Below are 18,675 nucleotides of genomic sequence, written 5' to 3'. Positions count from 1 at the left end.
TTTATTTGAATTTCTTAATTGAATAACTCTTCCAGTTTTCTGTCAAGGTCATCCCCTCGGATATTCCGTCCTATTATGACGCCGTTTTGGTCAATTAAAAAATTGTCAGGAATATAACTGATTCCATAAATTAAGGAAGCAATATTACTCTGGCCTTTCAAATCACTCACTTGGGTCCAAGGAAGACCATCTTTTTCTATTGCTCTAAGCCAGTTTTCTTTTTTTGTATCCTGTGATACTGCAAATATTTCAAATCCTTTGGGTTGATATTTTCTATAGGTTTTCACCAAGTTTGGATTTTCCTGCCTGCATGGAAGGCAACCGGAGCCCCAAAATTCCAACAAAACCAATTTTCCTTCAAATTCAGATAGTCTTCTTATTTCTCCATAGCGATCCTCCATTTCAAAATCCACATAACTATCCCCTATTTCGGGGTTCTTGTTTAGCTTTATGTAGTTGGCTATTTCCTTTCCGAACTCCGTTTGCTTGATTTCGATTGAAAGTTTGTCGTAAAGTTCTTTGGTCTTTTCCTTACCCCATGTTGTGGAATATACAGAAAGAACGTAAGCGCTGTGGATACTGTTTGGATGCTTCTCAACAAATCGTTGTTCTTTTATTGTCCTTTCATCCCGGGAAAGCGTATCGGTTTCCTTGCTCAGCTCGTAACTCAGGTTCTCTTCAACAGAACCCGTGACAATGGCATTTCTAAAATCGGAATTGCTGGCATCAAAAGTCATGGGGTTGTTTTCCAACCATAAAAACCGATAATGGGAAAAATCTTTGGTTCTTAAAACCACTTGCAAAGGTGATTTTGGCAATTTGGTATTGAAATAAAAGGTGTTTTCTTCTATAACCGCAGAATCGATCAATGTTCCGGTACTAGTATTATCAAAGTAAAGAACGGTTCCATTTTCAAAGTCTTTGGTAATTCCGTTTAATTGAAATTCATTACGTGGGCTTGTATTACAAGCGAAAATTAAAAATGTTACAAATCCAATTAATAATTTTTTCATGAAGTAATATGCTTAATGGTCATCGTGCTTACAAAGCATTAAAATACATATTATTCTTACAAATCAAGCCGTTGTGGTATGTTGATTTTCTTTTCGGTACGTAATTGTACTTATCCATAACCTCAATCCTTAAGTAAACGTCGGAGTGTATACTATTGATGTAGAAAGGAAAAATGAATCTTAACAATTGAATGGGTTAAGAAAAATAAGCATTAATTGAAAAATCAATACAAAGGCAAGCGAAACCAAGTTTCGCGCTGCAAGCCCCAAATCTTGCCAAACTAACCTTACTGAGCAAGGCAAAAGATAATACTCCGGCCAATACGGTCAATATTATCTCCTGTCCATATGGTATTTAATAGGATTTGAACCATTTTCTTGAAAAGAATCAATGGAAATCAATGGCATGTCCATTCATCCGAATCGGTCACAAGAAACCGCTGTTCCAGTCAATGTTCTCAAATATTTACAGTAAATCTTTTTAGTGTTTTTAAGGGTTAACAGGGGTTTTACAGCAAAAAATGTAAGCTTGACCAATGGGATTCAATGATGAAAAGCCTTGGTTCCACTGGCTCTTTGGGCGAAATTTGAATACGTAGCACCGCCTTGGCGTGCTACCCTCTCGCTATTCAAACTCGGCCTACTACGTATCCCGAGATTTGCCCCTTTCCTGAACATCCCAATGCAACAGAGAAAATAGGTTGTGCGCCCCATTCCAATTTTATTCACGCTTATCTTCCCGAATGCTATAAAATTGGAACTGGGTCCATGCGCAAAGTTTTGGGGTAAGATTTGGGTTAAAAAGCATAATACATGCTTCTTCTATGGCATCATTTAAAGTTTGTTGGCTTTATCACCCATTGGAATATTTATTCCTTGAAAGCTCGATATCTTTCATTCATTGTTTCCTTGTCAGTTTTCATGGTATCAATCTGTATTGTTTTAATGGATGGAAAGATGCCAATACGCTTTACTCGCTATTTTAAACACCAGAACTGTGGATTTTTATAGTTTTTAAATGCAAATTGTTTCAGCTTAGATTTAAACATTAAAAATTTATTACACTATCCAATGCTTCATCAGCTTCCTTATGGATAAAATTGGCTTGGTAGTTCAAGGTAGTTTTTAAATCGCTATGTCGATATAGTTTTTGAAGCATCAAGGGATGGATCTTGTCACCCGCAATATTTCCAAAACTATGACGCGCAATATGGTTTGAAAGGGGTTTATCTATTTCACAAAGTTTAGCGATTCTTCTAAGGTATTTATTGAACAGCTTAGTAGCATTTCTTGTTTTTACAAAAATAGCTTTAGTGTCTTTGGGATTGACATCCTTCAGAAAGGGAAACACATAGCCGTTATTCAATTCTTTTCCACTCGCGTATAAATTCAAAATGGTCTGTGCTTTAGCTGGAATTTTTAAACTTACTGGTTTAGAATTCTTGCTCATAACATAGAACAAGCGGTTGTTTTTAAAATCACTCCATTTGATCTGAACAATATCTGAAATACGTATTCCGGCAAAATAAAACGCCATTAACCATACATTACGAGTGTGCCAAATAGAGGTCCCTAGCTCTAACTCCAATTGCTCGATACTTTGAACTTCCTTTATCGTTAGACCGATTTTATGGCCTGAACCAATCCTTATTTTTTCCTTCTCACCAGCAAAAGGGTAGTATTCAGATGGAACTATGCCATCTTTTAAAGCTATATTGAACAAGGTACGGATAAAGATAAGTTGATTGGTTATCGTTCGTTCTTTGTGCCCGAGATAAATAGCACAAAAATTCTTGAACTTTTCAATAAAGCGCTCATTGATATCCTTAAATCTAAGTGAGGGTTTGTTTTTGAAATAACGTACCGAATCATAAAAATCGGTTTCCGATTTTCGTCCATCGCTGATGCGCTTTTTTCTTCGGCTTTTTATGCCCTCAATGACTTCATCTTTCTTCAAGGAATGTTTGAGGTTTAAAAATTCATCTAAATTGAAAAGAATTGACATTTCTGCCTTGGCAACAGAAATGGTTCCCCTATCATATTTATCCTTTATACGTTCTGCAGCAAGAACAAAAAATGCTTTCTCACCTTCTACGCCCTTTAACTTTTGCTTGGCCTGTTTTGGAGTTAGGCCTTCTTCCTTCAGATCAAAGTAGATATCATTCGCCTCGATAACCTTTTTCATAAGAAAGTTGTTCAACTTTTTATAATTAGGATGTGATCTTTTAACCGAAGAAGAACTTTTATCCCAATCCTTTTCAAGAATGTACTGGCCCAAAAATCGATAACTTGTTCTGTAATTATCGCTTATCCGCAATGCAAGTGGTGCAGAACCGTCCTTTCTTTCTTTATTTTTCCGTCGAACAATCTTAATACTGGCCATAATCCTCAACTTTAATCCTTAATAAAGGTACAACTTTAAACAAAAAAAGGGGTACAGAATAGGTACAGAATAAATTGATTTCAAATGGATTTATTTGATATTCTTTAACATTTAAAAAATCGTATTTTATTTATTTTCAAATACTTAAGTATTATTTAACTTATAGCTTATGAAGCTCATAACCCGAAGGTCGCTGGTTCGAGTCCAGTCCCCGCTACTAAATCAGAAGCCATTCACTTGAAAATCAGTCGAATGGCTTTTTTTGTGCCCGATATTTTCCCGATATTTTAACTTCACTCAGAAATATCCAAAAACAATCAGTCCATACAACAAACTTACTGGGGGTAGCCCCCAATCATCAAACCAAAGGGCGGGGGTTGAACATGGGCGTTCAAGCAAGGAGGGGGTAACCTAAATTGCGATATTGCAATGGTGCGTAGTATGAAGTCTGAAATTTTATGACTATTTTTCTTACCAGAAATCCCACCATTATACGTGGACTACATTCCCCCACAAAAAATATAATTTCTTTTTATGACCAGCGAAGAACGATTCTTTCATCAGCTTATGGGGAAGACCAGAGCATTATTTCTGAAAAGCAAGACATTTGAAAAACATCAAGACAAAAATTGGAATTCAGCTATATGCGAAACACCTATTCAAATAAGCAAAGGCTTGTTTTTCGGTTTGAATTGGGGAGGGGACAATATAGGCCAACAGACCGCCTATCCTGAAAAGCATCGTAAAAGGAACTGGCAATTTATATCCCATAGCAGAAAGTTCTTTAGAGAATATCTAAACTCAGAAATAGAGGATTTAAATTATTCCAACTTTTGTTTCTTCAGAACACCAAAAGCACACCAACTAGAAAACACTGACTGGGAACTTGCTTATCCATTGTTCAAAGAATATGTGGACTTTATAAATCCTCCATGGACACTGATGCTAGGCAAGTCAAATTATGCTCTTTCGCAACATATATCCAGCAAACAAGAATTTTCTGTTTGGGATGATGTAAACAAAAAAACGGTTTACGGTTACACAGGAATATTATTCTCAAAATATCCCTTTGGAGCCGTTCCCCACCCACAAGCAAGAATTTCATCAGATGCAAGGAATGAAATTTGGAAAACCATAACTGACGGAATAAAAGAAAAGGCCTTCGATGAAAACAATTGATTTCAGACTATCCCAACAACAATTTGAGAACCTCAATAATGAATACCCTAAACAAGGAAAGAATTCACATATAGGCCATAAAGCTATTCAGATTGCCAAATACTATTTTAATAGTATATACGAAAATCCAAAATTTGAGGATAATGTTGATGGGGTAGATTTAATTGTATACACTCCAAATGATAGGCTAGAATATGAAGTGAAGGGTACGGAGGATTCTGGTATTGCATTTCACAAACTAAAGGTTTCAAGCTTCAATGTTTACGACAAACTAATGAATGGATTAACCTTATTAAGAATTTGTAGCGTTGGAAATCGCACTGTTAGGCTTCATTTTATGCTGTAAGGAGAAGATTTTTTGCTTGAACCAGAAGAAAGATGGGCAGTTAAACGTGCAAACAGAAGATAATATATCATTTCATCGATGTTTTATTACATTTCATCGATGTTTGTATTTTTTGAAATACTCTACAAATATATTTTACTATTTTCGTTGTAGAAAGTTTCAAATAAATATACATTGATTAAGCATAAACTCCAAAATATCGCCGACATCCAGTTTGGGCTTTACGAAAAGCCCCATCATACAGGTAGTATTAAGTACTTGCATGCTGGTCATTTTGACAACCTATATCACCCAACCAAGTTTGAAGAAAGTTTTGTTGAACTAGATGGCAAAAATGATAGATTCCTTTTGCAGCCGAATGATTTGATTTTAGCTGGCAAGGGACATCGTATTTTCGCATGGCCATACGACCCCAATTTTGGTAAAGCCATCCCTTCTTCTCTTTTCTACATCATACGACCTAACACCGACTATGTCTTAGGAGAATATTTAGCCTATTACCTAAATTCAGAAAAAATTCAATACGAATTAAAACTTATTGGAGCTGGTGCCACAATTACATCGATTCCTAAAAAAGAATTGGGGCAAATAACCATTACCCTACCCCCTATCAAAAAACAACAGGAGATTATTGAACTAATACGGGTTTTGGATGAGAATATAGAACTAACCAAAAACCTATTGGAAAAACGAACAACACTGAAGCGAGGGTTAGTGAACAGAATAATGAATCAAGAAATAAAATAATCATGAGTAATAAATTAACACAAAGTGTAATCAACGATAAGGTTTGGGCTGCATGCGACACCTTCAGAGGCACAATAGATGCCACACAGTACAAAGATTATATCCTTACCATGCTCTTTATAAAGTACATTACTGATGTAAGCAATGAAAAACGGGAGGATTATTTAAAAAAATACAACGGAGATGTTGAAAGAGTTGAACGTGCCATGAAGCATGAACGATTTAAGATACCCGAAGAAAGCTCGTTTGATTTCCTATATGAAAACCGAAACGCACCTAATCTAGGAGAGCTTATCAATATTGCATTGGAAAACATCGAAGATGCAAATAGAGGAAAGCTAGAAAAGGTGTTTCGAAATATCGACTACAATTCAGAACCCAACCTTGGCCAGACCAAAGACCGTAATCGTCGTTTAAAGAATCTTTTGGGTGACTTTGTCGAGCTGAACCTTAGACCTTCAAATTTGGAAGGAAACGACATTATTGGTGATGCGTACGAATACCTTATTGAAAAATTTGCTTCGGATGCGGGTAAAAAAGCAGGTGAATTTTACACCCCAAAAAATGTCTCCATCTTATTGGCAAAACTCGTTGAAGCAAAAGCTGGTGACAGAATATCCGACCCAACATGTGGCTCTGGCTCATTGCTTCTCAAAGTTGCCAACGAAATAGGAAGTAAGAACGTTTCCTTAAACGGGCAAGAAGTAAATGGTAGTACTTGGGCATTAGCACGAATGAATATGTTTTTGCATGAAATGGACAATGCTCGTATTGAATGGGGTGACACATTGAATACTCCATTACTCAGAGAAGGGGATGCACTAATGAAGTTTGATGTGGTAGTTGCCAATCCTCCTTTTTCTTTGGACAAATGGGGTGCAGAGAATGCCAGTTCAGATAAGTATAATAGATTTCACAGAGGCACACCTCCAAAGAGTAAAGGCGACTACGCCTTTATTACCCACATGATTGAAACCTTAAATGAACATGGAAAAGCAGGTGTGGTTCTACCACATGGGGTTTTGTTTAGAGGCAGTTCCGAAGGGAAGATAAGAAAACAACTTATTGAGGAAAATTTATTAAAAGCTGTAATCGGTTTACCTGCCAATCTATTCTACGGAACAGGCATTCCAGCCACAATCTTAATTTTCGATAAGAACAAAGGGAACAATACTGATGTCCTATTCATTGATGCCAGCAATGAGTATGATTCTGGTAAAAATCAAAACATTCTAAATGAAAAGAATATTGAAAAAATTATAACCACTTATAAAAACTGGGAGACAATTGATAAATATAGCCATGTAGCAACTAAAGAGGAGCTGCTTGAAAACGAATATAATTTAAACATTCCTCGGTATGTTGATACGTTTGAAGAAGAAGAACCAGTTGATATCCAAGCTTTAAATGAAGAAATAAAAATGACCAAGAAAAAGATTGAAGTCATTGAACAAGAATTAAATCAGCATTTAAAAGCATTAGGGTTGTAAGATGAGGACATTGGACAATAAAATATCTGACTTACTAAACCAAGGAAAAAGAATTACCTACGGAGTAGTCCAACCAGGAGAGTATTCTAATGATGGCATATTTATGATTAGAAGCCAAAACTATTCAAAAGGGTGGTGTGATTTAGATGAGATATTCAAAATTTCCAAAAGTGTAGATAAACCTTATGAACGTTCTAGAGTAAGGGAAGGAGATTTATTGATTACGGTTGTGGGAGGTAATATTGGAACAATGGATGTCGTGCCTAAGTGTTTAGATGGAGCAAACATTTCACGTTCAGTATCTAGAATAAGCATTGACCCATCAAGAGCTAATCCTCAATTTGTAAAATATTTTTTAGAAAAAAACATAAAAAAACTAATTCTTATTAATCAAGTTGGTGGAGCCCAGCCTGTTCTGAATCTGAAGGATTTAAGTAATTTCAGAATACCAGACTTTCCATTAGATGAACAACAAAAAATAGCTTCTATTCTCTCAGATTGGGATAAAGCTATTAAATCGTATCAAAACCTGCTTGATAAATTAAAGCTTCGTAAGAGAGGATTGAGTCAGCAGTTATTGACAGGAAATATTAGGTTGACTGGATTCTCTAAGGAATGGAAAGAAATAACGTTAGGCGAAATAACCGATAGAATAACAAATAAAAATGAGGAATTAAATGATACTGTTGTAACTATTTCCGCTCAAAGAGGTTTTGTAAAACAGGAAGATTTTTTTAATAAAAGAGTTGCTAGTTCAACCCTCTCAGGATATTTTTTAATCAAAAAAGGGGATTTTGCTTATAACAAAAGTTACTCTTCAGGTTACCCCATGGGAGCTTTTAAAAGGTTAGATGATTTTGACAAAGCCGTAGTAACCACATTATACATTTGCTTTTCTGTTAAGGAAAATATTGACTCCGATTTCCTGTTAAACTACTTTGAAGCAGGTCTCATGGTTAAAAACCTTATGAGAATCGCTCAGGAGGGTGGTCGTGCTCATGGATTATTAAATATTGGACTGAAAGATTTCTTTGACTTAAAATTGACAATCCCAACTATCGAAGAACAAAAGGCAATTGCAAATGTTCTCAACGAAGTAGACAAAGAAATAGAGTATCAAGAAGCCTATTTAAAGCATTTACAATTGCAGAAAAAAGGTCTGATGCAGCAATTGTTAACGGGAAAAATAAGGGTTAATTAAAATTAAAGAAAATGGAGTTAAAAGATATTTTGGGGATATGGCGGTGCATAAATGAAGGGATTACAATAGATTTCAATATCAGGATGTTTGACCCTAAACACGATAAAGGACTGTCTCTTTTTACAATTTATGGAACTGATGCAAAAGGAAACAAAGTTTGGTATGAGTGGCAAGGAGCTGTTGTAGATTTAATCAGTAATCCTGATACAACTTTTACAATTCAAATTGACGATATAATCTATACAGAAGATAAACCTGAATACCAATCTCTAAAAGTATGGATGTTACTAGAGAACACGATAATATTGGAATTGGCCAATGGCGATAGAGTAGAGTTTCAAAAACTGAAATAACTTAAAGTTATGTACACAGAATGGCAAGACAAATACTATAATGAGATAGAACAAAGGATTGTTGAGTCTGCCATCTATTCTTATGAAGAAAATTTAAGATTGTCTTACCAAAGAACAGATTTTAAATCTAGGCTTATAGAATATTTAATAGTTGTAAATATTGCTAAAAAACTTTTTGATTGGGGATGGGACAATTTTATACATGTACAGCTCGAATACCCAATTAACGACTATTATAACGGTGCTTTCCCTGAATTTTCATGGGACAAAAAACTCAAAAGACAAAATCATAATCCCCCAAAAAACAAATCAGGTAGAATTGATATTGCACTAACAAAAGAGCCCTATAGGTCATTTCTATATAGAAAACCAAAACATATGTCCTTAGTGGGTATAGAAATAAAGTCCTTTGTTCGAAACAACTCCATTGTGGAAAAGGATATTGTTCGACTATCGGAGGCAATGGTTCAAACTGATGATATTGAAAAGAATTCAATTAGAGCAGGGTACGTTTTATTCTTCAAAAAGTTGGATAGGCCGAATCAAATTGTAAAAGATTCCGAAATCCCCGAAATGAAATATAATGAACTATCAAAATGGGAGATGATATTGGATTGTTTTAAGAATAAAAATCAATCATTAGAATACATGATTAATCCAATTGAAGTTAAGGAAGCAGCTCTTGCTGAATTAGAAAAAAAATACGACCCTGACTTTACCTCACATGATGAAGTAGCTGAAAATTCAGGCTTGATAATGTGTTATCTCGTCAAAATAAAAAGAAAATCAAAGTAGCATGCAGGATAAAATCATCATACTAAAAAATACAAAAAACGGGATTGTTAAGGATACCATAGTAACTATACAGGACACTATTAACATGCATTTTGAAAACTTGGTTAAACTTAAAAAGCCTGATGAAAATTTAGTAGTTCACACTATCAAAGAACCAATGTCTCTAGGTGAACAGATAGGACTCTGGGTAGGTATATTTTTAGGTGCAATCACAATATTTTACACTCTTTATTCAATTTATAAATTAAGGCAAAGTGATAAAGACACACAAGAACAATTAGATAAGCTATCAGGTATTGTAGTAGCTATTGAGGCACAAAATGGAATAATTACTGAGGGCAATACGGTCATGCGAGATTATTTCGCCGAGCTTCAAACCTTCATCTCTTCAGGAAGTGGCTCAGGAGCACTTGCCGAAATTGAAAATAAAAGGTTTAGGCTTTCGGTAAAACCGAGATTATATATCCCCAACAGTGGTTACGCAGGCTACAGTTATGAAATTTGGCTCAATCTAGCTAATCGAGGTGAGCTTTGTTTTTATGATGGATACGAATTTATCGAAGGTGACGAGGTGGAATTCAAAAAATGGAAAGAACCCATAGAAATAAAAAAGGACGCAAGGATTGAGTTATCTGGCAAATCATTAGTCAAGCATCCAAAAGATTTAGTTTTTAAAATGAAAATATACTATCATGACCAAGAAGGGTTTGAATATGAGTCAATTATTGAGTGGAAAGGACGAGCAAAAATTATTGAAACCATAGAGTTATGAGTGAAATTAAAGGATTAGCGATAGAAAAAACTAGGAGTTAAACCAGAAGCTCACCATATGAAAGCATGTTACTTAGATGAAAGCGGGCATTGCGGGATTAAGTTTAACCCCAACCAACCAGTACAGGTTATGGCAGGTGTCATAATGGATTTCTATGGGTTGTTTAAAACTCAAAAGGAACAAAACATTATAATGGATGAACTTAAAAAAATAGGAATTCCTCTGAGCGAGCTAAAGTCTGCTGATATCTATCGTGGAAGAAATGCTTGGTCGAAAGTTCCTCCAAAAACAAGGCAAAAAATATTGTTGTTAATTTTAGAATGGTCTGAATCAAGAGGATGCAAATTCATTGTTTCACCAATCAACAGTGAGGAATTTTTCAACAAAAAGAGCGCAGGGTGTAAAATCGCTAACTATATGGGTAGTCCTTATGAAATAAGTGCTCTACATACAATACTCGCATTACAACGGGAACACCAAAATCAGAAAAAAAATAAAGGTAAAACGGTTGTCATTTTTGATGAACAGAAAAAACATGATGAGAGTTTGTTGAAAATTTTGGGCGATGACCTATCCTTTACGGATGGATTTACTGGCCATACAGTACCACCTAGAGCAAAAATCAAGCCTCCAAGACTTGGTGAAATCATTGATGTTCCTTTTTTTTCAAAATCACATCTTTCCCCCGCAATTCAATTAGCCGATATAGTAGCATTTATTGTTAATAGATATTTGTTACTAACTGTATTTGGGAAACCTGAGAGCTATGCAGGAGAATTAAAAGTAATTGAGGGATTTTACGAATTGATAGGCAAACAAAGAATTAGGAACAGCTCACTTTATCCGAAATCCAAGGATGACTTGACCTTATTGTTGAAAGAACTGCAACCAACTGGTTGGAGTTATAAAAACTGGAAAGTATGAAAACACCCTCCTTTTTAGAAGACCACATATCCCAAATTCCAGCTTTACAGCTATTAATCAACATGGGGTATAACTATGTTACACCTGAACAAGCATTAGATTGGCGAGGAGGTAAAAAATCACAGGTTCTTTTCGAAAATATTCTTAAAACACAATTGCACGAAATAAATACTATTTATCGCAAAGGTAAGGAGTACCCTTTTTCAGAAGCAAACCTGAATTCAGCCATTTTAGCCCTAAAAGATTTACCTATTCAGGATGGTTTTTTAAATGCCAACGCTGCATTCTATGACCTTATTACTTTAGGCAAAGCTATGGAGCAAAGCATAGATGGAGATAAAAAAAGCCATACGTTACAATACATAGATTGGGAAAACCTAGAAAACAATATTTTTCATGTTACTGAGGAATACAGTGTTCTAAGAACTGCCAGAACCGATACTTACCGTCCAGATATAGTGCTATTTGTAAATGGAATTCCAATGGTAATTATTGAGTGCAAAAGTCCCTCTCTAAAAGGCACTAAATCTCCAACGGAACTTGCAATTGAACAACATATTCGCAATTTCAGTAAATCTGGCATCCGTTCTTTGTACATGTACTCCAATCTTCTGTTAAGCATCGCTACTAATGATAGCAGTTATGGCACTACAGGAACAAGTAAGGAGTTTTGGTCTAAATGGAAAGAGCAGTTTTCAAGCAAGCAAGATAAGGAGGATTTTGCCAATGAGCTTTCCAGTGTTAAAAACAAGCCATTAAAAGAGGTTCAAAAAAACGATTTGTTTTCTGGAAGATTTAAATATGTAAAGTCCTATTTTGATGGACTGGAAAAGGAAAAAAGAGAAACAACCAACCAAGATGAATTGTTGTATTCTCTATGTCGAAAAGAACGTTTGCTGGAAATCATCAGGAATTTCACCGTTTATGATGAGGGCATTAAAAAAGTAGCTCGTTACCAACAATTTTTTGCCATACAGGATACCATAAAACGAGTTACCCATTTTGACAACTTAGGGAAAAGGCAAGGTGGTGTAATATGGCACACACAAGGTAGTGGCAAATCTCTCACCATGGTTATGTTGGCTCAAATGATTGCCTCAAACCCCGAAATAAGTAACCCAAAAATAATTCTGGTCACTGATAGAATTGATCTGGACGACCAAATCTCAGACACCTTTAAAAAGTGCCAAAAAGAGGTGAAGCAAGCAAAAACTGGCACACATCTAACAGAACTGTTAAATGATAAAAGTGATGCCATAATCACTACAATCATAAACAAGTTTGAAGCTGCCGTTAAACAAACAAAGAACCCCTTTCTTTCATCAGATATTTTTGTCATGATTGATGAAGGACATAGAACACAATACGGTAGCTTTAATGTTAGTATGCAACAGGTTTTTCCTAACGCTTGTTTTCTTGCGTTTACAGGCACACCTTTAATGAAAAGGGAAAAGAGTACCGCCCACAAGTTTGGTGGCTATATAGGTCTCCCATATACCGTTAAGGATGCTGTTGACGATGGTGCAGTAGTACCTCTTTTATACGAAGGTAGACACAACCTAATTACAGTTGATGAAGACCCTGTAAATAGATATTTTGACAAACTTTCTGAACCCCTATCCGAATATGGTAAAGCAAACCTGAAAAGAAAGTTCAACACCATTAATGAACTTAATAAAACTGAAAAGGTTATTTACGCCAGAGCATGGGACATTTCGGAACACTACAGGAACTTTTTTCAAACTGAAGGTGACAAATACAAACCAAAAGGACAATTGGTCGCTCCAACAATCAAAGCTGCATTAATTTACAAACGGTTTTTGGATGACATAGGAATGGTTACTTCAGAAGTTATCGTTACTCAATCTGACCAACGTGAAGGTGTCGAAGATGGGTTTTACAACACAAATGACGAGAAGCGAATCGAAGACGAATACTTCAACTCTAGGATAGATAAGTATGGAGATTTAAAGAAGTTTGAAAAGAGCGTCATAACCCAATTCAAGAAGAGGGAACATCCAGAAATATTGATTGTAGTAGCTAAATTATTAACTGGTTTTGATGCTCCAAACAACACTATACTCTATTTGTGCAGGGCATTGAAAGAACACACCCTATTACAAGCCATTGCGAGAGTAAATCGAGTATACCCAGGAAAAGATTATGGTTATATCGTAGATTATTATGGCAATCTTGAAAACTTAGATAATGCATTGGCCACTTATTCTGGCCTTTCTGATTTTGACGAAGAGGAACTTGAAGGCACTTTGACCAAATTGGATGATGAAATAAAGAAGCTTCCACAAGCTCACTCCGAAGTCTGGGACATTTTTAAAGAGCTGAAAGACAAAAACCTTGAACCAACTGCTTATGAAGAGCTTCTAAAACCAGAGGACATCCGAAATAAATTTTATGAAAAGCTTAGTCAATTTGCTCGATTACTTAAGATGGCCTTGTCCTCTGTGGATTTCGCCAACAATACTGATGAAAAGAAGATAGCCCAATACAAAAAAGATGCAAAGTTCTTTCTTAAGTTACGTGTTGATGTGAAGCGTAGGTACAATGACGATTTATCCTATAAAGAGTTTGAACCTAAAATTCAGAAACTAATTAACCAACATATTTCAACTGAGGGTGAGATTATGAAAGTAACTGAATTGGTTGACATCTTTGACAAAGAACAACGTGAAGCCGAAATCGAAAAAATTACTGGTAAGGCTGCACAGGCTGACCATATTGCCAGTAGAACCATTAAGGCTATTAATGTAAAAATGCAGGAAGACCCAGTTTATTACAAAAAGCTGGCCGAGCTTATTAAAGAAACCATTGAAGAATATTACCAAAAGCGTATTTCGGAGGCCGAGTTTTTGAAAAAGGCAAAAGAGTTAGAGGATAAGTTTTTACACGGACGGTCAGATGATGCTCCAAAAGAATTAGCAAACAACGATGCAGGCTTAGCTTTTTACAATTTTAGTAAAACAACATTTGATGATGTAGAATTGCTTAAGACACGTTTTCATATTGAAACTAGTTTGGATATTGATAAAACAGTAAAAGAGCATATTTATCTAAATGGAAGTAAGATTGTAGAATGGGATAAAAACGAAGACATTACAGGCAAAATAAACATTGCTCTCGGTGATATTGTCTATGAACTCCTTAAGAAATACGGACAGGATACCAACTGGGACAAAATAGACCAACTAATCGAGGATTGTCTAAAAGTTGCAATAATAAAATACAAGTAGTCCTATGAGAGATGAAATCCAGTATGGAACAACCCTTATAGCCTATGACTTGGAATTCTCCCAGCGTAAAACACTTGGGATTAAAGTATATCCAGATAAATCGGTTAGAGTAACCGCCCCTCAGAACAGCGACTTACTGAAAGTTCGTGACAAAGTAAGAAAGAAGGCAGCGTGGATAGTTAAGCAGCAGGATTTCTTTCTTTCATTTCAACCAATTACTCCACCTCGAAGGTTTGTAAATGGTGAAACCCATCTATACCTAGGTAAACAATATAGATTAAAACTTCACGAATCTGAAAAAGCAGTAGTAAAGCTTTCAGGAGGTTATTTACAAGTATATTGTCAGAATCCTGAAAATAAGAAAACTGTAGAAGAGTTAATTAAAGGTTGGTACAAGGACAAAGCCGAAATACACTTTAAAGAACTTTTTGAGGAACAACGCCCATTAGCAAAGAGTCTTTTCGACGGTCACGCAATACTGGCTTATAGATGGATGAAGAAACGATGGGGCAGTTGCGATAAGGATGGAAAGATTCATTTAAATCTGGAATTGATTAAAACTTCAAAGAAGTGTATTGAATATGTTATTGTACACGAACTATGTCATTTAAAGTACCTGAATCACAGTTCAGCTTTTTACGAACTTCTGGAAAAGTTATATCCAGATTGGAAGGAAACTAAAGATAAACTAGAAAGATGGATGGTATGAACAGATTATCCCTTTCAGAAATCCTAGAGGATTTTGTTGTTTTTCTATTACTACAACAAGATGAGCTATTGTCCCCTATTGGATATTTCTTCAATCAAGAGAGTATGGTTATGCTATTTGATGGGAAAGAAAAAATTAATTACCTAGACTACATAAGACAAGAACTGGGTTTCTTAAAAAAGTTGAAAATAAACCCACAGTTAAAGTCTACAATCGAAAGCTTGGATGACTTACTCTCCAAGAACGAACAACAATCATTGATTAACGCCATCAATGAGAATTTCCAATTCGGATTCCCAACAGACTGTGATGAAGAAGGCAATCCTTTGGATGGGAATTATAATTTAAACATATCTACCTTTGAATTAGGCGAAACCTTTAATAGTTACATCGCATTATCGAAGATTAACCCTAACATTTACATTTCTTACGTACATCAAATTTTCGTTCACCAGTGGCAAATACAACATGGGGCATTAGAAGAAAAGATTACTCGTTTTAATGATGTTCTTCAAAGCAGGCAACTTATTCCCAATAACATTAAAGAAGATTTCCAAAAAAACAGTTTACTGAAATCCAAAAGCAATTACTTCAATGTTGTTGAAGAAAAACCATTCCAATTTGACGGCTTTTTTGATGCAAAGGGGTATTATATCGACTATAGGAAAACATTAATCCTATGGGTTGAGATAAGTAGACGTTTAAAATTAAGCTATGACATACTTTCATTAAAGGTTCCATCTGATTGTAGCTTGATGCTTTATAAGTATCATGCAGCTCTACTAGGAGAAAATGAAAATGAAGACTCTGTGCAATCTGAGGACTTCTATAAACAAATTGAGCGTAACAAACCTTTGGTAAATTATCTTGCCCACAAAGGATTTGACAATGATGAAATCCGTATAGTGATTAACCTTCTATCTTTTAACGAATATAACAGTCTAAACATAAGACATATTGACTTTAAAGCTGTTGAATTCTTTAGGCTTTGCTATCTTTTTTACATTTTTGATTTTTACGAAGAGGATAAATCTTTGTCATTCGAAACTGAAAATGAATTTTTGTATCTAAGCCTTTCTTCTGCAACAACAGATTTGGGCAAATGGAAAAATCAGTTTAAAAAGTATTATTCCAATAAAAACGAGGTAGATTCTAAGCATTATCCCTTTACAACTTTAAGTACCACAGTAGATAAAGTGGTTAATAAACTAAAAATCCGAAGGGAAAAATTGAAGGCAACACCTACCCCATAACTTTACGAATGCATAAATATTTAATAAACAGCCACTTATAAATTTTTAAGTGGCTTTTTTCATTTTCATTCTTCCCTTTTTTCTCCCTGTTTTCCCTTTAAAGTTCTTGCAAACGATTCTGCAAATCAAACCAGAATCGAAAAGTAATTATGAGGGAAAATGACCTTAAAGTAATCGGAATTGAGCAAGAAAGTCTTGTATCAATCATCGGGCAGGTAGTGGCCAAAGAGCTACATGATGTACTACCTAAGTATGAGTTTAAGACTCAAAACGATGGTAACGAAGTATTAAGTACAAAAGAAGCCTGTGAGCTTCTTAGGATTTCCAAAACCACTTTATGGAGACTCAACAAAAAGGGAGCTATTCCTGTTAGACGTCTGAATACGAAAACCGTGTTCCTTAAAAGTGAATTGTTGAACTATTTAAAAAAGAATGATTATGAGAGTTAATCTAGCTAACAGAGAATATTTCATGCTTATTGAACAGGGTTTATATAAGAAAATGAAGAAGCTTGTGAACACAAATAACAGGAAATATCCAAAAGGCCGAAATCATCTAAACATTGATTATTTAGTCTTTGTAATTGATTTAATAGAGCAAAAATCAATTGAACATAAAGATAACCTTACTAAAGGACATGTACGTTTAAAAGCCAGCTATCTCAAAAAGTACTTTTGGAATTATAAAAGGCACATTGATTTTCTAGAATCCAATGACTTCATAAGTAAACGTCCTTATATAATTAACAAGAACCTATCTCATGGATATAAGGTAATTTACCCCGTTAATCAAAAACTTAAAATTGTAAAGCACTTATGTTCTCAAACAGAATTCACGAAAAACCTTGTTGATTTCGAAAACAGGACATGTGAAATTACCGATGAGACCACAGAGCATCTGACCAAGTGGCTAAACACAAATCAAATCAGTTTCGATTACGAGTCAGCAATGAAGTTTATTACTAACAGTACAGACCTAAGTATTCGTCAGAAGTATCAGAGAATGTTAATATGTGAAAAGCTCAGTCACGGCCTTATATACTATAGGAGATTGGCAAAAGACAGAAGACTTCATACAACAATTACCAGCTTGCCTAAAGAATTAAGGCCATTCTTAAGTTTTAAAGGAGACAAGTTAGTGTCACTTGACCTAAAATCATCACAACCATATTTTCTCTGTGGGTTGATAAGTGAGTTGATAAACACAAGTGGAGAAGGGTTAGTGTTTGGTGGGTTGAAGAGAAGGTTTAGAGAGAAGATAAGTGAAGTGTATACTGTTACGATTCCGTCAACGCCGCAAAACACTGTTTACGAAGAACTTAGCGAGTTCATTGATTTAGTACTCACTAATGATATATATGAGCATGTAGGCAACAATTTTTCGGAAGAATTTTTGGAAGAAATCCAAGGACCGAACGGCCATATACAGGATAAATTCTATGTTTTAAGCAAGGGTTATAAGCAACGTAAACAGTTTAAAACACTTAGAGATTATTGTAAAAAAGCTGTTTTAGAGTACTTATACTGCTCTCCAAACTCTCATGAAAAGAGAATCAAGGAGATACGTAGAATTTTTCCAGATAGCGTAAATAGAATAGTTAACATGCTAAAATTCAAGGACGAAGAGAAGAAATTCAACAGAAATGATTTTGCACTTATCCTACAGAATATTGAGGCCTACTTCATTATTGATATAATCACCAAAACAATCGCAGAAGAAAGACCTGACTTATTTATGCTAACTATTCATGATAGTATAATTTGTACTGTTGATAATATGAAATATGTTCATGATACGATGATGGATATTTTTATCGGAATGCTTGGCATTGCACCAAATATAGTTTTTGAACCATGGTTTCAAGTTACTGAGGAAAGCACTAAAGTTCAGAAAATTGCTTAGCCCAATATTCCTCTAGTTCAATAACATGTTCAAGGTGGCTTTGTTTAAGATACCGTTCCAACATACTATCAGAGCTATGGCCCGTAATGGCTCTGATGGTCTTGTTGGGTATCTTACCATAGTGGTTTGTTGCAAATGACCTTCTACAAATATGACTGGAAATTAACTCGTATTTTGGATAATAGTCGATTCGCTTACGGAATGTTTCTTCTCCATTGACACTATCCCAATAAGTGTGTAAGTTGAAAATAACGGGGGTTGGGCTTTTCTAGAGCCTGACCCTTTTTTCATATACTCTAATAAATTACAAGTTATTAAGCCACTTTTTTAGTGGAGCTGGTTATTTTTTTTTCTCTTGGG

General features: G+C 35.2%; 16 protein-coding genes. 14 read left to right on the top strand and 2 right to left on the bottom strand.

Annotation, left to right across the window (positions count from 1 at the left end; translation table 11 throughout):
- Positions 1–14 precede the first annotated feature (14 nt).
- Positions 15–1,013, bottom strand: a complete 999-nt coding sequence (locus VM932_RS13385) for a TlpA disulfide reductase family protein (RefSeq protein ID WP_326279268.1) — start codon at positions 1,011–1,013, stop codon at positions 15–17.
- A 1,048-nt stretch (positions 1,014–2,061) separates the two neighbouring features.
- Complete coding sequence (locus VM932_RS13380; RefSeq protein WP_326279267.1) at positions 2,062–3,396, bottom strand: site-specific integrase; 1,335 nt, start codon at positions 3,394–3,396, stop codon at positions 2,062–2,064.
- 534 nt (positions 3,397–3,930) lie between these two features.
- Between VM932_RS13380 and VM932_RS13375 the strand changes: the two genes are divergently transcribed.
- From VM932_RS13375 to VM932_RS13310, 14 genes are all read left to right on the top strand, one after another.
- The gene (locus VM932_RS13375; protein ID WP_326279266.1) at positions 3,931–4,575 is read left to right on the top strand and encodes a hypothetical protein; all 645 of its coding nucleotides are present in this window, start codon (positions 3,931–3,933) and stop codon (positions 4,573–4,575) included.
- Positions 4,562–4,921, top strand: a complete 360-nt coding sequence (locus VM932_RS13370) for a hypothetical protein (RefSeq protein ID WP_326279265.1) — start codon at positions 4,562–4,564, stop codon at positions 4,919–4,921. Before VM932_RS13375 ends, VM932_RS13370 begins: the two co-directional genes overlap by 14 nt.
- A 174-nt stretch (positions 4,922–5,095) precedes the next feature.
- On the top strand, positions 5,096–5,668 hold the full coding sequence (locus VM932_RS13365) for a restriction endonuclease subunit S (protein WP_326279263.1): 573 nt from the start codon (positions 5,096–5,098) through the stop codon (positions 5,666–5,668).
- A 2-nt stretch (positions 5,669–5,670) separates the two neighbouring features.
- Positions 5,671–7,158 (top strand): type I restriction-modification system subunit M, encoded by a 1,488-nt coding sequence (locus VM932_RS13360; protein ID WP_326279262.1) that lies wholly within the window; start codon positions 5,671–5,673, stop codon positions 7,156–7,158.
- Between the two features lie 10 nt (positions 7,159–7,168).
- Positions 7,169–8,359 carry a restriction endonuclease subunit S gene (locus VM932_RS13355; protein ID WP_326279261.1) on the top strand — a complete coding sequence of 397 codons (1,191 nt, stop codon included), beginning with the start codon at positions 7,169–7,171 and terminating at the stop codon, positions 8,357–8,359.
- A gap of 11 nt (positions 8,360–8,370) precedes the next feature.
- A complete protein-coding gene (locus VM932_RS13350) occupies positions 8,371–8,712 on the top strand; it encodes a hypothetical protein (protein ID WP_326279260.1) in 342 nt (113 codons plus the stop codon).
- Between the two features lie 9 nt (positions 8,713–8,721).
- Positions 8,722–9,507, top strand: coding sequence for a hypothetical protein (locus VM932_RS13345; RefSeq protein WP_326279259.1), 786 nt, complete (start codon positions 8,722–8,724; stop codon positions 9,505–9,507).
- Between the two features lies 1 nt (position 9,508).
- Positions 9,509–10,279: a hypothetical protein gene (locus VM932_RS13340; protein WP_326279257.1), complete on the top strand. Its 771-nt coding sequence runs from the start codon at positions 9,509–9,511 to the stop codon at positions 10,277–10,279.
- 57 nt (positions 10,280–10,336) lie between these two features.
- On the top strand, positions 10,337–11,203 hold the full coding sequence (locus VM932_RS13335) for a DUF3800 domain-containing protein (protein ID WP_326279256.1): 867 nt from the start codon (positions 10,337–10,339) through the stop codon (positions 11,201–11,203).
- Positions 11,200–14,451 (top strand): type I restriction endonuclease subunit R, encoded by a 3,252-nt coding sequence (locus VM932_RS13330; protein ID WP_326279255.1) that lies wholly within the window; start codon positions 11,200–11,202, stop codon positions 14,449–14,451. Before VM932_RS13335 ends, VM932_RS13330 begins: the two co-directional genes overlap by 4 nt.
- Before the next feature lie 4 nt (positions 14,452–14,455).
- Positions 14,456–15,160: a M48 family metallopeptidase gene (locus VM932_RS13325; RefSeq protein ID WP_326279254.1), complete on the top strand. Its 705-nt coding sequence runs from the start codon at positions 14,456–14,458 to the stop codon at positions 15,158–15,160.
- The gene (locus VM932_RS13320) at positions 15,157–16,413 is read left to right on the top strand and encodes a hypothetical protein (protein WP_326279253.1); all 1,257 of its coding nucleotides are present in this window, start codon (positions 15,157–15,159) and stop codon (positions 16,411–16,413) included. The genes VM932_RS13325 and VM932_RS13320 overlap by 4 nt, the downstream gene beginning before the upstream one ends.
- A gap of 149 nt (positions 16,414–16,562) precedes the next feature.
- A complete protein-coding gene (locus VM932_RS13315) occupies positions 16,563–16,862 on the top strand; it encodes a helix-turn-helix domain-containing protein (protein ID WP_127136687.1) in 300 nt (99 codons plus the stop codon).
- Positions 16,852–18,315, top strand: a complete 1,464-nt coding sequence (locus VM932_RS13310) for a hypothetical protein (protein ID WP_326279251.1) — start codon at positions 16,852–16,854, stop codon at positions 18,313–18,315. The genes VM932_RS13315 and VM932_RS13310 overlap by 11 nt, the downstream gene beginning before the upstream one ends.
- Positions 18,316–18,675: the final 360 nt, after the last annotated feature.

Source organism: Flagellimonas halotolerans (assembly GCF_035818535.1).
Taxonomy (GTDB): Bacteria; Bacteroidota; Bacteroidia; order Flavobacteriales; family Flavobacteriaceae; genus Flagellimonas; species Flagellimonas halotolerans.
Note: the sequence above shows the minus strand (reverse complement) of the source record. Positions and strands in the feature narration are given on the sequence as shown.